This window comes from Methanosarcina sp. 1.H.T.1A.1, from assembly GCF_000979295.1.
In the GTDB taxonomy this organism is placed as follows: domain Archaea; phylum Halobacteriota; class Methanosarcinia; order Methanosarcinales; family Methanosarcinaceae; genus Methanosarcina.
Genome location: NZ_JJQY01000040.1, coordinates 1 through 13,614 on the forward strand (window position 1 = coordinate 1; position 13,614 = coordinate 13,614).

Annotated in this window: 13 protein-coding genes and 1 pseudogene; 5 read left to right on the plus strand and 9 right to left on the minus strand. The window is 44.6% G+C overall.

Annotated features, from left to right (window positions below; all coding sequences use genetic code 11):
• Positions 1–431, plus strand: a pseudogene (locus EO95_RS04070) (CCA-adding protein); the annotation flags it as partial.
• A gap of 75 nt (positions 432–506) precedes the next feature.
• Here the strand turns inward: EO95_RS04070 and EO95_RS04075 are convergent.
• From EO95_RS04075 to EO95_RS04105, 7 genes are all read right to left on the minus strand, one after another.
• The gene (locus EO95_RS04075; RefSeq protein WP_048132426.1) at positions 507–1,355 is read right to left on the minus strand and encodes a DNA-3-methyladenine glycosylase; all 849 of its coding nucleotides are present in this window, start codon (positions 1,353–1,355) and stop codon (positions 507–509) included.
• Positions 1,342–2,829, minus strand: coding sequence for an ADP-dependent glucokinase/phosphofructokinase (locus EO95_RS04080; protein WP_048132428.1), 1,488 nt, complete (start codon positions 2,827–2,829; stop codon positions 1,342–1,344). Before EO95_RS04080 ends, EO95_RS04075 begins: the two co-directional genes overlap by 14 nt.
• A gap of 212 nt (positions 2,830–3,041) precedes the next feature.
• Complete coding sequence (pfkC, locus tag EO95_RS04085; RefSeq protein ID WP_048132429.1) at positions 3,042–4,517, minus strand: ADP-specific phosphofructokinase; 1,476 nt, start codon at positions 4,515–4,517, stop codon at positions 3,042–3,044.
• Between the two features lie 252 nt (positions 4,518–4,769).
• Positions 4,770–5,957, minus strand: coding sequence for a bifunctional ornithine acetyltransferase/N-acetylglutamate synthase (argJ, locus tag EO95_RS04090; protein ID WP_048132430.1), 1,188 nt, complete (start codon positions 5,955–5,957; stop codon positions 4,770–4,772).
• Positions 5,958–5,972: 15 nt separating this feature from the next.
• Entirely contained in the window at positions 5,973–6,437 is a 465-nt protein-coding gene (locus EO95_RS04095) for a CBS domain-containing protein (RefSeq protein ID WP_048132432.1), read from the minus strand.
• Between the two features lie 74 nt (positions 6,438–6,511).
• Entirely contained in the window at positions 6,512–7,525 is a 1,014-nt protein-coding gene (gene argC, locus EO95_RS04100) for an N-acetyl-gamma-glutamyl-phosphate reductase (protein ID WP_048132434.1), read from the minus strand.
• A 104-nt stretch (positions 7,526–7,629) separates the two neighbouring features.
• Positions 7,630–8,130, minus strand: a complete 501-nt coding sequence (locus EO95_RS04105) for a type IV pilin (protein WP_235282852.1) — start codon at positions 8,128–8,130, stop codon at positions 7,630–7,632.
• A 233-nt stretch (positions 8,131–8,363) separates the two neighbouring features.
• On the opposite strand from EO95_RS04105, the gene EO95_RS04110 reads away from it, so the two are divergent.
• From EO95_RS04110 to EO95_RS04120, 4 genes are all read left to right on the plus strand, one after another.
• Positions 8,364–8,786: a nucleoside 2-deoxyribosyltransferase gene (locus EO95_RS04110; protein WP_048132437.1), complete on the plus strand. Its 423-nt coding sequence runs from the start codon at positions 8,364–8,366 to the stop codon at positions 8,784–8,786.
• A gap of 383 nt (positions 8,787–9,169) precedes the next feature.
• Positions 9,170–9,337 (plus strand): hypothetical protein, encoded by a 168-nt coding sequence (locus EO95_RS17445; protein ID WP_156163973.1) that lies wholly within the window; start codon positions 9,170–9,172, stop codon positions 9,335–9,337.
• A 404-nt stretch (positions 9,338–9,741) separates the two neighbouring features.
• Complete coding sequence (locus EO95_RS04115; RefSeq protein WP_048132439.1) at positions 9,742–10,164, plus strand: N-acetyltransferase; 423 nt, start codon at positions 9,742–9,744, stop codon at positions 10,162–10,164.
• A gap of 211 nt (positions 10,165–10,375) precedes the next feature.
• A complete protein-coding gene (locus tag EO95_RS04120) occupies positions 10,376–11,362 on the plus strand; it encodes a hypothetical protein (RefSeq protein WP_048132440.1) in 987 nt (328 codons plus the stop codon).
• A 341-nt stretch (positions 11,363–11,703) separates the two neighbouring features.
• Here EO95_RS04120 and EO95_RS04130 read toward each other — a convergent pair whose 3' ends face one another.
• Positions 11,704–12,390 carry an ABC transporter ATP-binding protein gene (locus tag EO95_RS04130; protein ID WP_048132444.1) on the minus strand — a complete coding sequence of 229 codons (687 nt, stop codon included), beginning with the start codon at positions 12,388–12,390 and terminating at the stop codon, positions 11,704–11,706.
• A gap of 2 nt (positions 12,391–12,392) precedes the next feature.
• Entirely contained in the window at positions 12,393–13,601 is a 1,209-nt protein-coding gene (locus tag EO95_RS04135) for an ABC transporter permease (protein WP_048132446.1), read from the minus strand.
• Positions 13,602–13,614 lie beyond the last annotated feature (13 nt).

Genomic DNA, 13,614 nt, shown 5'->3' on the forward strand with positions numbered 1-13,614 from the left:
AGATGTGTATAAGAGACAGGTCTACAGCTGCCCTCCTGAATGAATACGATTTTTCTGTGATCAAAACCGGGGTCTGGTCAGGGAACCCCGAAACCGTAATCATGCTCGAACTTATCTCAGGCACCCTCCCCAACGTCAAGAAAAGAATCGGGCCTCCGGTCTGGGTCAGAGAACACGCCGATAAGTTCAAAGCCAAGTACGAAGGGGCTGAAAATGTTTTCGGAGGCTATATCGAAGGAGGAAAGTACGTCTTTGAAATCCAGCGCAAATACCCGACTGCGAAAGGGCTCCTTGAAGAACAGCTTGTAAACTGCTCCCTTGGAAAACATGTACACAGCAGCGTGAGTGAGGGCTTTGAGGTCCTTGAAGATGCAGCGATCTGCAGGCTAAAAGACCCGGATTTCAGGGTATTTTTGAGGAAATGGGTGTAAAAAGAATTTTTATTCATCAGATTCTAAGGAAAATGCTTAAAAAGAAATTAATAAAAAAGAGGTAATAAAGAGAATTTAATAAAGAGGGACGAACCCCTCCACCCTTTTCTGATAAAAGAGGTACTGCTGGGCATACCCGCAATAGGGGCCGAAATATTCCCGTCCCCAGTCTCCCATTCTGCTCATGTTCGTGCAATTTTCAAAGAAATTGTCATCGATGTGGTAGTGCTGAATGGTCTGCCTGATATGGGTATCTACGGGAAAGGCTTCCATTTTCTCAAAGGCGAAAAGAAGGACGCAGTCAGCAACCTTTTCCCCTATGCCGCGAATCCTCATGAGGCGTTCCCGCGCATACCTGTACTCCAGACGGTAGAGGACGTTAAGGTCAAGTTCGCCTGAAGCCACTTCTCTGGCTGCCTCTTTTATGCGCTCAGCCCTGAAGCCGAGCTTGCATTTGTCAAGCAGGGACAGATCTGCATTTGCAAGAGCCTCGGAGTCCGGAAAACTGAAATATCCTTCTTCGAGCTCCTGTCCGAAAAACTGGCTCAGAAGGCAGATCCTTTTCTGAATTGTGGGGATGCTTGAAGCTGTTGCGAGCATGTAAGAAATCAGGCATTCCCAGGGGTCCTGTCTGATAAGATGCAGACCTCTATATTTGCTGATCGCCCTGTTTATCAAAAGGTCTTTGTTTATGCTTTCATAGATCGAAGGCAGGTTGTCATCCAGCCGGAAATAATGAGATAAAAATTCTGGAGGAAGTTTGGAATTGACAAGCAGTTCCCCGCTGTCTTCCTCCTGAGAAAGCCGGATAACCTGGTCTCCGACAACTCCTGTCCACCAGTCCCCATCCTGTTTCCAGCGGAAAACCTGTCCGCAATCGAGAGTATAGTTCAGGTTAAAGATTTCGGGCTTAAGCCTGTACATCCAGTTCAAGCCCCCTTAGAAAAGTTCCTGCAGTTAGCGTGTCCCCGAGCCCCACAGTAGTTAGAGGAGATTTGCAGAGCAGTGTGGGAAGTATGCAGATCAGGTAGCCTTCCATTAGAGCAAAAGCGCCCTGCCCACAGGTTTCTCCGCCGAATGCTTCAAGGAAAGGCTGCACCTGCTGCCTTCCAAACAGGCTCTCCTGAAGTTTTGAAGCTTCCTTTTCTACAAATTCCCGCCCTTCGAGCTTGCCTGAAGCCGCATATGCTCCAGCACACCTGAGCCCGAAGCCTATGGCTTCAAGATTTTTTTCGGCTGCTTTTAACAGGGCAGGGCTTTCTTTATCTTCCCATTTTCCTGAAATCCAGGGCTCTTCAGAACTCCCGGACTCCCCGGAAATTCCGGAACCACCAGAGTTTCCGGAATCCGGCTTAAAGGCGGCCAGGACAAACTCCCTTGTGTGAATGAAAAGTTTGCCGAGCCCATGTCGGGAAGCAAGTTTACAGGCTGCCATTCCTACAGCTTCGGCTTCCATACGCAAAATCCCTTCAGCCGGAATTCCGTGCAGGTTGTGAAGCATTGCAAGCTCGTCCTCGTTCATTCCGATGCTGTCAGAGGTCCCGGCAAACTTTAGAAAGACAGCATTTGCAATTTCCCTGCTTGCAAAATGCCCGAATTCTACGTGGACCCTGAGCTTATCGTTCTTTGCCTTCCAGGCCTTGAGCCGGGAAAAAGAATTCTCAAGGATCCCTTTGTAGGTGCTGCCGTCAGGATAGGTCTCAAGCAGAAGGTGAAAACCTGAGATCAGTGCGCCGTCCATCTCTCCGGCATGCTTCAGGGCATAGCTCTCAAAAGCAGAACTGGTAAAGAGCCTGAAATTTAAGTGGTCGCAGGTTGCTATGAAACGGTTTTCCCTCGGAGCCCTGACCTCAGTGCCGTAAAGGGAAAAGGTTTCGCCTTCGGAGAAATCAAAAACAAAATGTATGGGGTCCTGGTTGCTGAAAGAAGAAGGAGAAAAAGAAGAAGAGATGTGATTTCCAGGCCCGTCATCCGGTTTTTCCTCTGTTTGCAGGTGGGCATCCGGGAAATATACTGCTTTTTCGGAGAATAGAGAAAGCTGGGTCTTTGAAGGAACTGCAACATTCGGGACTACTCTCGAAGCCCCGAGTTCGGAAAGGGCATTTGCCATTATCCCGGCGTTTCCGCCCATCCTTACAAGGGATTTATCAAAATAACGGTTCTTCAGAAACTCAAATACAGCCTGCTCAAAAACAAGCCATTCGGCTCCGCACCCGTTTTTCATACAATAGGCGAGCCCTGCCGCAAAATCGGATTCCGAAAGGATTTTTCCGGGAGGATTTTCTATTTTTTCAAGGATTTCGGTCCTTTCAAAAGCACTCAGCAGCTCCGAGATTTCGGCTCCGCTTATCCGGTATACGGAATCTATGTTTACATTATAACCGCAAAGTATGTTCATCTAACCGGTTCCTGTAGATTCAAATGGAAAAGCAGCCTCTTTTTCAGGCACTCAGATTGGGAATTTTTCGATCCATTACAAGACGAGGCAGATAGAAAATCTGCCTCATGAGGCTTATTTTAGAGAATTTATTTGTAGAGAATTTTGTTTAGAGAATTTATTTTTAGGGAATTTATTTTTAGAGAATTTTGTTTAGAGAACTTTCAGAGAATTTATTTTCCTGCCTGTTTTTGTTTCATCTTCGCAAGCATGGCAGCAAAAGCGCCTGCTGAAATCGTATCTCCTATCCCTACCGTAGCTTTAGGCCTGTCTACTACCTTGGAAGGGATAAGAATAGCATCATGGTCCGGCCCGTAGATATATCCGTACTCAAACTCATCCGAACTGCAGAGCTTTCTTCCTGTGCAGTAAAGCTTGAAGTTTTCGAGATCTTCTAACCCTTTAACTGAGACAGGCACTTCCAGCCCGGCTTCGGCTTCCGTAAGGTTCTCGATATTTCCATTGAGGGCCTGGGCAGCTGCCAGAACCGAGGAAAAGAGCAGGGCATCCCTCTGTTCTTTCAGGGTTAGAGGGTGGCCTTTTGCAAGGATGCAGATGTAAAAGCCAAGAGAGTGCACATGGACTCTCTCAAGGTCCAGGTCCTTCATGAGCTGGACAGCCCCCTGGTAGAGGGACATAATCCCGTTTTCTCCTTTCTTGATCACGGAATACGATAGTTCCTCATATCCCAGCACGTTCAGGGCATTTGCCACCTCCACAGTGTCAAGGCCCAGGGAATGGACATGCCTGGCAACAATTTCCGTAAGGATGGCTTTTCTTATCAGCCGGTTCTGGATGGATGTAAGTTCCACATGAATGCGGAGTTCGGGGTTCAGGGACTTCAGCTTTTCAATAACCTTTACGGAATGTTCGACGTAATCTTTATAGGTGGACCCATCCTCGTATTCTTCCTTAATCATCTGATAACCGGAAAGCATTGCCCCGTCAACCGGGAGGAGGGATTCAAGGTGTTCGTAAATCTGTTTATCCATATCCAGGCGGAGCCATTTGGGGCGGGAGGAGATGATCAGGCGGTTATCCCTCGGTACCTTGAAAGTGCTCCCGGCGCAGGCCACATTCAGGTCTTTGGAATATTCAAATATCCAGTTAACCTTTGAGCCGGTCCCGGGCTTGAAGGCCTCTCCCGGAGGCTTCAGGAAGACTTTTCCATTTTCCACCATAGGGTGCAGGAGATTGCCCGTAGCTGCAAAGTATTCTGCCTGCTCCTCAGAAAGCCAGGGAACATAAGCTACCACCTTTTTCAGCTCTAACCGGGCAAGGAGATTTGAAATAATCCCTGCCTGGCCGCCCATGCGGGCATAGTCAAACCCCAGGTGCTCCTTCAGCCATTCATGAGTATCTGCGGTATATGCAGGCACTTCTGCGGCTTTCCCTTCCCGCATGGAAATGAGCAGGCGGGCAACAAAGTCCAGAGGTTCTGCAATCTCTCTAGGGTATACCGCAACCCTGTCCTGAATTTCAGCCTCATCAAAAAGCCCGACAAGCTTTGACAGGTCTTCTTCAGTCAGGTGTCTGATAGCATCGATATTGCTGTTATAAGCTACAAACATCCCGTCCAGATAAGGAAGTGCTTCTTTTGCATCGTAAAACGCTTCTTTGTGACGCTGTTCCCATTCTTCTATGTCCACTTACGTAAACCCCCTGGGAATAAAACAAAGTATCCGGAATTAAGAAGTTTAATTGACCTTGAATAAAGGAAAATAAAGGGAAATAAATCAAAATAAAGGAAAATAAAGGAAAATAAAGGAAAGTAAACCAGGGTTTTTGAGTACCCGGGGTTATCCCGCTTATATTTTCCCTATTTCCCATTTTAAGTTTATTTTATTAACTTTGTGCAGATTGGAGACCTGAGGTCAGGTCAGAAAGATCTGAATTCAACATCATGTAGTATATTCTGCATTAATCCTTACATAATCGTAAGTCAGATCGCAGCCCCAGGCAGTTGCCGACTCCTCTCCCATTCCAAAGTCAAGGGTAATGATAATTTCCTCATTTGCCATTATCTTTTTCAGGAGCGCAAGATCTGAAGCCCTGGAAATTTCTCCGGACTTCACAAGTTCGACTTCTTCTCCCCCTCCTGAGAAAGATAGGGTAAGCCTTTCCTGCTCAAGTTCGGCACCCGAGTATCCGGCAGCAGCCACAACCCTGCCCCAGTTGGGGTCCTTTCCGAAGATTGCGGACTTGACCAGAGGTGAGCGTACAATAGATTTTGCAGCAAGCCTAGCGTCTTCATAAGTTTTTGCGCCTATGACCCTGGCTTCGATAAGTTTCGTGGCTCCTTCCCCATCCTTTGCCATCTTTTTTGCAAGGTCCGTGAACACGTAAATCAGCCCATCCTCAAACTCGTCGAGGCACTCCATACAGGGCTTGACTCCGGACTTGCAGGTGGAGGTGAAAAGAGCCATATCATTTGTGCTTGTATCGCCGTCGACAACAACCATGTTGAAGGTTTTATCCACAGCTTTCCTGAGAGCCGCATCAAGGACATCTGCAGGCACTTTTGCATCGGTGTATGCAAAGCAGAGCATGGTCCCCATATTGGGCTCGATCATGCCCGAACCTTTTGCAATTGCCCCTATCCTGACCCCGCAGTCGAGTTCCACAGCCGCCTCTTTTAAGGTTTTATCAGTGGTCATAATCGCCTTTGCAGCTGCCCGGCTGCATTCAGGGGAACTGCCAAGCCCCTCAAGGACTTCAGGGAGATGTTCCCTGATCCATGAAACGTCAAGCTTTCTGCCAATCACCCCAGTAGAGGCAACGGCAACAGTATCGGGATCGAGGTCAAGCTTTTCAGCGAGCGTAGAAGCCATTTCTATAGCGTCCAGGAACCCGTCATCGCCTGTAAAAGCATTGGCATTCCCGCTATTTGCAATTATAGCCGAAAGCCTCTGCTCGGTTTCGATCAGTTTTTTGCTCAGAATAACCGGAGCTGCAACCACCTTATTTTTAGTAAAAACACCTGCTGCGGGACCTTCCGCAAGGATGACCGCAATTCCCATTTTTCCGGGTTTTATCCCGTTTGCAGTTACGCCCCTTACTGCACATATTCCACCCTCGATTTGCTTCATGAAAACACTCCTCATTCAAAGCTTTGCAAGGCCTTCAATAATATCTCCGCGCGTGACAATTCCAACCACATGGTCATTTTCCATGACCGGAAGCCTGTTGATCCTGTGCCTGACCATAAGTTCGGAGGCTTCTTCAACCGAGGCTTCGGAAGAGATTGTGTGCACGTCCTTTGTCATCATCTCTTCAACCTTTGTAGAACCAACATCAGAAAGCATTTTTTTAGTTTCTTCCCAGCTAAGGAGTTCCCTTATTGGGACCTCTATAACTTCAAAAGGGCTTGGAAGCCAGAGGTTTCCTTTTTCTGGAATTACGAGTAGCTCAAGCAGGTCAGCCTCACTTACTATCCCTACAAGCTGTCCATCTTCAAGGACAGGAGCTCCACTGATATTGTTTTCCTTCAGGACTTTTGCAGCTTCCCGGACTGTATTGTCAGGCTTGCAGAAGACAACGTCAGAATTCATGACATCTTTTACTTTCATCGGACTACCCCAAAGATAAATTCCATTCTTTATTTTAATCCGTCACCAGTTATATGTTCTCGCCTGTTCTACCTTTACGGCGCTGCCGCAGGCAGCCAGAGCCCGCGAGTCTCAGCCAGTCCGAACATAAGGTTCATGTTCTGGATAGCCTGCCCTGATGCGCCTTTGACAAGATTATCGATTGCCGAGAGCACTACAACCCTGTTATTTTCTTTATCTGCCTCAAAACCTATGTCACAGAAGTTAGATCCCCTGACCGCAGTAAGGGAAGGGACTCCTCCCGGAAGCCGGACAAAGGGTTTGCCCCTGTAAAACTCCTCATAAATCCCCTGCACATCTTCAGTAGAAAGAGGCTCTTTCGTAAAGAGATGAGCAGTTGTAAAGATCCCCCTGACGGATGGGATCACATGGGGAGTGAAGCTGATGTTCCGAAGCTTTCCGTCCAGTCTTGTCAATTCCTGGAAAATCTCAGCCCTGTGCCTGTGGGCTGTAAGCTTATACGGAATAATGTTTTCAGCGAGGTTCGGATAATGAGAGGTTGCCGTAGGCGAAATCCCGGCCCCTGAAATCCCTGTTTTGGAATCAAAGACTGCAATATCGATTAACCCTGCTGCCGCAAGAGGGGCTGCTGCAAGGGTTGCTCCGGTAGGAAAACAGCCCGGATTTGCCACAAGCTCTTCCTTTGCAGCTTCAGGGTGAAGTTCTACCAGTCCGTAAACTGTTTTCCTGGGGTCTTTGTGCTCCATTCCATAAATTTTTTCAAATACCGGGATATCAAGCCTGTAGTCTGCACTGAGATCGATCACCTTTGTGCTGCCGTCGAGCAGTTCAGGTACATAATTCATAGCAGTCCCGTGAGGCACCGCCACAAACACAACATCACAGCGCTCCCTGATTTCTTCGGGATCCGGATTTTCATACTTTAAGTCCAGAAAACCTTCGAGATGCCTGTGGGTGCTTGTTACGGGTTTTCCTGCAAGACTTCGCGAAGTTGCCAGCTCAAGCCTGACATCGGGGTGGTTTACCAGTAAGCGGAGGAGTTCTCCTCCTGTATATCCGGAAGCTCCTATAATTCCTGCCTTAATCATAAGTACTCACTGCCAGTGTAATGTCAATACAAGATAATTAAGCTTGTTATCGAAAAAACCAGAGAGATGGCTCTAAGGGCTGTTGACCGGGGAAAAGAATACGCTCATAAAGGTAATTCCGGCTTTAGAACCATCTGCCTTTTGACCTCAAGTTCACGCTTTGCAATAAGGGCACCGCTTTCGTAATCAACCACTTTTACAGAAACCATATCTCCCGGCTCCAGTTTCATTGCAGGCAGCTCCTCACTCTTATTCAGATCAAGAGTTCTGATTTCACCGACTCCAAGGGTGCCCAGTGCAGAGTCATTGAGCGGGTATGAAGTCCCATTAATATCCATAATAACAGATAGTGAAGAACTGTCGAAAAAGAGCTGATCTCCCCCATCATGTTTGAACTCAAGTGAACTATCATCATCAGAAAAATAAACAGTAAGTTTTGCTGCTGGTGACCCTTTGTGGAAGGAATCCGCATATCCCGAAAAAATAACTGCTGAAACGAGGCCTGCTAGAATGAAAACAATTGCAATTGAGAGTGCCGTCCCGATAACAGGAGCGGTTCCTTTTTCATCTGAGAACGCGACTACGGAAAAATTTTTGGTCATCATATTACCCCCTGAATAGAAAAATCGTACAAATAATATTAAGACAGTGTAGTTTAAATTTCTAGATATATAAGTTTATTCCAGACAGTTCCGGACAGGTTCATATCAGCTTCAATCAAGAGCAAAGATATGTAAAAACTGTAGTAAAAGGCAAACTATTTTACCTTTATCAACCTTATTTCCTGCAAGAAAATTCTTATAAGTGCTGACTTCCGGAGTGACAGGAGGAAAGAAACTTGAGCAAAAAAAAGATAATATACCTTGCAGGCCCACTCTTTACGCATGCCGAACTTGAATACAACCTGAAATTGAAGGATATGCTGCTCAATAATGGCTTTTCCGTTTTTTTGCCCCAGGAAGACGCAGAAGATGCGGCACAGGAGCGCGAAAGACAGAACCAGGAATGTATCTTCAGGAAATGCGTGGAAGGCGTGGATACCTCAGACCTTGTTGTTGCAATCCTTGACGGGGTGGACGTGGACTCCGGGACAGCCTGGGAGATAGGCTATGCCTATGCAAAAGGAAAACCTGTTATAGGACTCAGGACTGATTTCAGGGAGCTTTCGGACGGAATCGTGAACCTGATGGTGGAAATGGCCATCGTCTCCCTGGCAAAAGATGAAGAAGAATTGCTGAAAGTAACGGAAAAATTCCGATAATTTATTTCTTTTTTATTGTATGTTTATAACCGGGTGCACATCTGATTTGTCTCATTTATCTTATTTGTCTCATTTATCTTATTTGTCTCATTTTTCTCCCAATTTGTCTTCCCGGTTTACCATTAAAGGTCAGTCCCTTTGCCGTTTTCTAAAATCATTTCGCAAAAAAAGAGAGGGATAAAGCCTGTGAACTGAGTCTTAAAAATAACCTTTAGGTTTGTAGATAACTCACAAATAGTCGTTTTTATTTTATATATATTATCCCTCAAATGAGATAATTATTAAAAAAGATTCAACGTCCGTAGCCATAAAATATAATGATTATTAATTTGAAAAATGTATATATGGCAGGCCCGACATATTATGTATAGGAGGTTAAGAAAATGACCTTTCCAAAAGGATACACTTTCACAAAAGTGAAGACATCACACGGGCCCGAGATGTACGTGACCCGGTTTGGGAAACTGGTAAAGGTTGTACCCTGCAGCCAGCAGGTGAAAATATCCGAAAGATATGCAAGTAACTTGATCAGGCAGATCGAGTCAGATTAAAAGATAAGAATTAAAGATAAGAAATTATCCGAAAATAAATTATCCGACTTTTTCTTTTTGACTCGGACCATTTTCTTCAAAGCCCTTTTTCGGCCGAACCACTTTCGGTTCATTCTTTTCTGCATAACTGACACATAATGTACCGATCCTTTTTTCAACACCGTCCTGTAACCTGAATTCTCCAGTCTGGCACTTATTAAACTGAATAAACTGAATAAACTGAACTTTCCACGTGGAGTCTGTTAACCGGATACTTTTCCAGCAGGAGCCTCTTAACCGGAGATGAGGATGTAGCCTGAGAAATTAACACATCCCCCAATAGATTCCACCATCCAAGATATAAGGATATAATTTTAATTTTAGATCAATAAAATAACCCTAATAAAAGAGAGGAATCGGATAAATTGATCAGAACTTACAGGGAAACAGACCTTGAAGAGATGGTAAGGATCTGGTACGACGCGTCGGTCATTGCCCATCCCTTTATGCCAGCTTCTTTCTGGGCTTCGCATAAATCCGCAATGAAGGAAAAGTACCTGCCTCTTGCCGAAAATTATGTTTTTGAACAGGAAGGAAAGATTACAGGCTTTATTTCGCTTGCCGGAGAGAGGGTATGTGCCCTCTTCGTAGCTCCCGAAGCGCAGGGGAGAGGAACAGGGAAAGCTCTTCTCAAGCACGCAAAAGCCCTGAAAGGTAGGCTTTCCCTTAAGGTATACAGGGATAACAAAAAAGCTATCCTCTTTTATGAAAAGAGCGGGCTTAGAGCAGCCGGGGAAGAGGTTGATGAGCATACGGGCTGCTACCAGATTTTGATGGAGTGGGAATAAAATTCCAATCCGGGGCTTCAAGACTTTGATGCATGAAGGCTTTGATGCATGTTCAGTTATAAGTGTGCTTACTGAACACAATGGAGTGTTACGAAAGTAAAGAAGGAAGAAAAAAGAAAGAGAAGAAGGAAGGAAGAGAAGAAGGAAGAAAAAGAAAGAGAAAGAGAAAGAGAAGAAGGAAGGAAGGCAAGGAGTAAAGGAGAGAAAAGCGATGGACCATGAAACTGGAGATAGATCCATTAAAGGGGGAGAAGATTCACTTTTCCGGCATCTTGCACCCGATACGCCGGAAGTAAAGAAGATAAAAAGCCTGCAGGGTATAGAGTATGAATACGCCGAGCATATAGGAATAACAGAATATTCAATTGCCAGGCATTTTTGCGAGGCTGACAGGAAAATAAAGGATAGGGATGCAGTATCGGCATTAAAGAATATCAGAAAAAACGACAACAAAGATGTTTCTTTTTTTAAACAGGACCTTGAAAAAGAAATTGTCAAAAACCTGATAGAACTCCTTAAAGAAAAACCAGTTACCCACCATGAATTGAAACTGGTAATAGACTATGTTTTAGAGATTATCGATAACAGATCATGGATGGAAGATGAACAGGCATACATAAAGTGGGTAGCTTACGTCATGAACCTCTTCACAGAAGAAGAGAATGAAGAGTATGAGAAGAGCATAAAACAGCTTGCTGCTAAACTGGGTTTGTCCGGTAAACACGCGGAACTCATTCTCATGAAAGGGGACGAGGAAGATTATTTCGAATTTGTAGAGGAATATGGAGAAGAAAATGAAGTAGAGGAAAGGGATGAAAGAGAAGAGCTGACCGAAGAAGAGATGATGGCAGAAGTGGAAAGCAGGTTCCTTTCAATGGAAGACCCCGAAAAATTCGATTTCCTGCTGGAAAACGGCCCGGAGTTTTACGAACTTGCAGGACTTTACATCTCCGAACTATCAGAAAAAGGTGAATTTGGGAGGATTCAGGAACTTTACAGCAAACTCACTGAGAAATACGACGACTTCATTTACCTGTACGTTTTCATGGGAGCAACCTACCTTGAAATGGACCCTACCCTTGCAAAATCCTATTTTGAACAGGCACTAAGAGCCCTCGATAAACTCAATGACCTTTCGGACTCCACAAAAGAAAGATTAAGAGCAAACTTCCTCGCCCTGATCGAGAAAATAAACTGATTACAAACAGGTCCGGGAGTAAACAGGTGAAAAACCGGACATGCAGAAACTCGCTACTGAAAATATCCTCAAGCAGGCTGAACTGATTTGCAGGGATGCGGGTGTTTCGGCAGCATAAATTCATATTTAACTTTTTTGCATAAACTCATTTCTTTAGTGCAGACTTCGTTTTTAATTCCTCCCTCTTTACGGGGTGAATTTATTTCCTGAATTCCAGGGTTCTGCGCCGCACGAGAAAGCTCTTTCTGCCTGTAAATTCTACGATTTTCCTGAAAAAGTTCCTGTTTTAAGGAGACTAAAGGCAAAGAAGTAAAAAGCTTTGCATATAAATCCCTTATTCTTTACCGATTTCGTTTTTTCTCATCGCTAACTAAATTGCCATCTTCGAGAGTAATTACTCTGTCAACATACTCGGTATGCCACGGTTCATGTGTTACCATTACAATTGTCTGGCCATATTTTTCATTCAATTCTTTGAAAACATCCAGTACTTGTTTTGAGTTGTTAGTGTCCAGGTTTGCACACGGCTCGTCAGCAAACAATATGTCAGGCTTTTTTGCTATGGCTCTTGCGATTGCCACTCTTTGCTTTTCTCCACCGGATAATTCATCAGGAATCCTGTTATGTTTTCCTTTCAGGCCAACCTTATCCAGTGCTTCAAGAGCAGTTTCATAAGATTCCTTTTTTGATTTTCCTTCCATCATGGAAAGGATATAAACATTTTCTGCAGCACTCATTTCATTAATGAGTGCATAGTCCTGAAAGACATAACCGACCTGTGTTAGCCTATAATAACTTCTTTCTGCTTCAGGCAAGCTGGAAACCTGTAATCCCCGAATGGTATATTCTCCATCTGTTGCATCGTCCAGTAACGCCAGTATCCTTAGCAGAGTCGTCTTTCCGCTTCCGGACGCACCCATTATCGCTACAAATTCCCCTTTCTTTATTTCGAACGAAACGCCCTTTAGAGCCTTGACAGCAGTTTCCCCAGTCCCATAATACCTTTTCAGGTCTTTTACTATGATCATTTTTATCGTCCCCATATTGCTTTGAGTATGCTCTCCCTTGATACACTCCAGGCAGGGAGTGTCCCGGCTATCACTGATAGTATAAGCATGGTAACTATGCTTTCAATAAGCAGCATAGGATCGATCTGGGGTCTTATTTCCATGGTTTCGTAGAATGTTACTGGATTTGCCTGGAAGTAAAGCATAAGTGAAAAATATAAAGCCAATCCTGCGAGTATTCCTAAAGAAACATAGAACATGCTAAGGAACGCATAGGATAATACTATTGATCTTGGAGTAACGCCTACTGCTTTTAAAATCCCAATCTCTTTTTTTCTATTAAGTACGTTGATATAGATAATGATAAGAACTAGTGCTGCACCCACGATCAAACTCACAAACTTTGACATGACATCTATAGCACCCATGCTTTGCATTGCTTGCTTTATGAGAGTTTCTGACTTATCAGCCCATGTGAAAACTTGCTCATTCACCCCAGCTTCTCTGATTTTATCCTGTACCTGTTCTTCACTTCCTTGCTTGTCAATCCTTACAACTACACTGGTAGCCTTACTTCCTTCTAAACCATAAACTTCTTCTATTTCTTTATAGTGAACTAAAGCATTAAGATCAACAAGTTCAAATGTGCCTTCCATGATGCCTTTGACTTTATAGGTCCTCTTTACGCCATTGCTGTATGTTACGTCAACAAGCGATCCTGGTCTTACTTCACCCAGGTTATCATATATTTCTGATCCAAAACCTGTACCTGCGATCATAGCACCAATGATAATCTCGTCCCGGGAAAGCTCTCCTAAGAAATCTCCTTCACTGATAATATATGGGTATCGTGAAACTTCATACTCTTCTGTGGGAAGCAACCCTGTTACAGTCACTCCTACAACTTTCTGTTTATGCTCAATAGATGCTCCAGCGTCCAGTCGTTTTGTTGCAGCTCTCACACCTTCGACCGCTCTGACTTTCTGCAAGACGCTATCAGCATTGTTAATATAGGTGTTGTCGCCTGTTGGCTCAATGACAATATCCCCGTAAGGGTAGTCTTGCATAAATCCAGTAAATAGAACAGTCATTCCTCCTATCATTGATGGAAGGAATACCAGGTTCATAAAAATGAGTGAGAGAACAAAAACTATGAACATTAGTGTTTTTTTGTTTCCTCTTTTTACACTGCAGTATGCAATGAGGCTTCCCACTCTGATATCGTTGATCATGCTGGAGACCTCT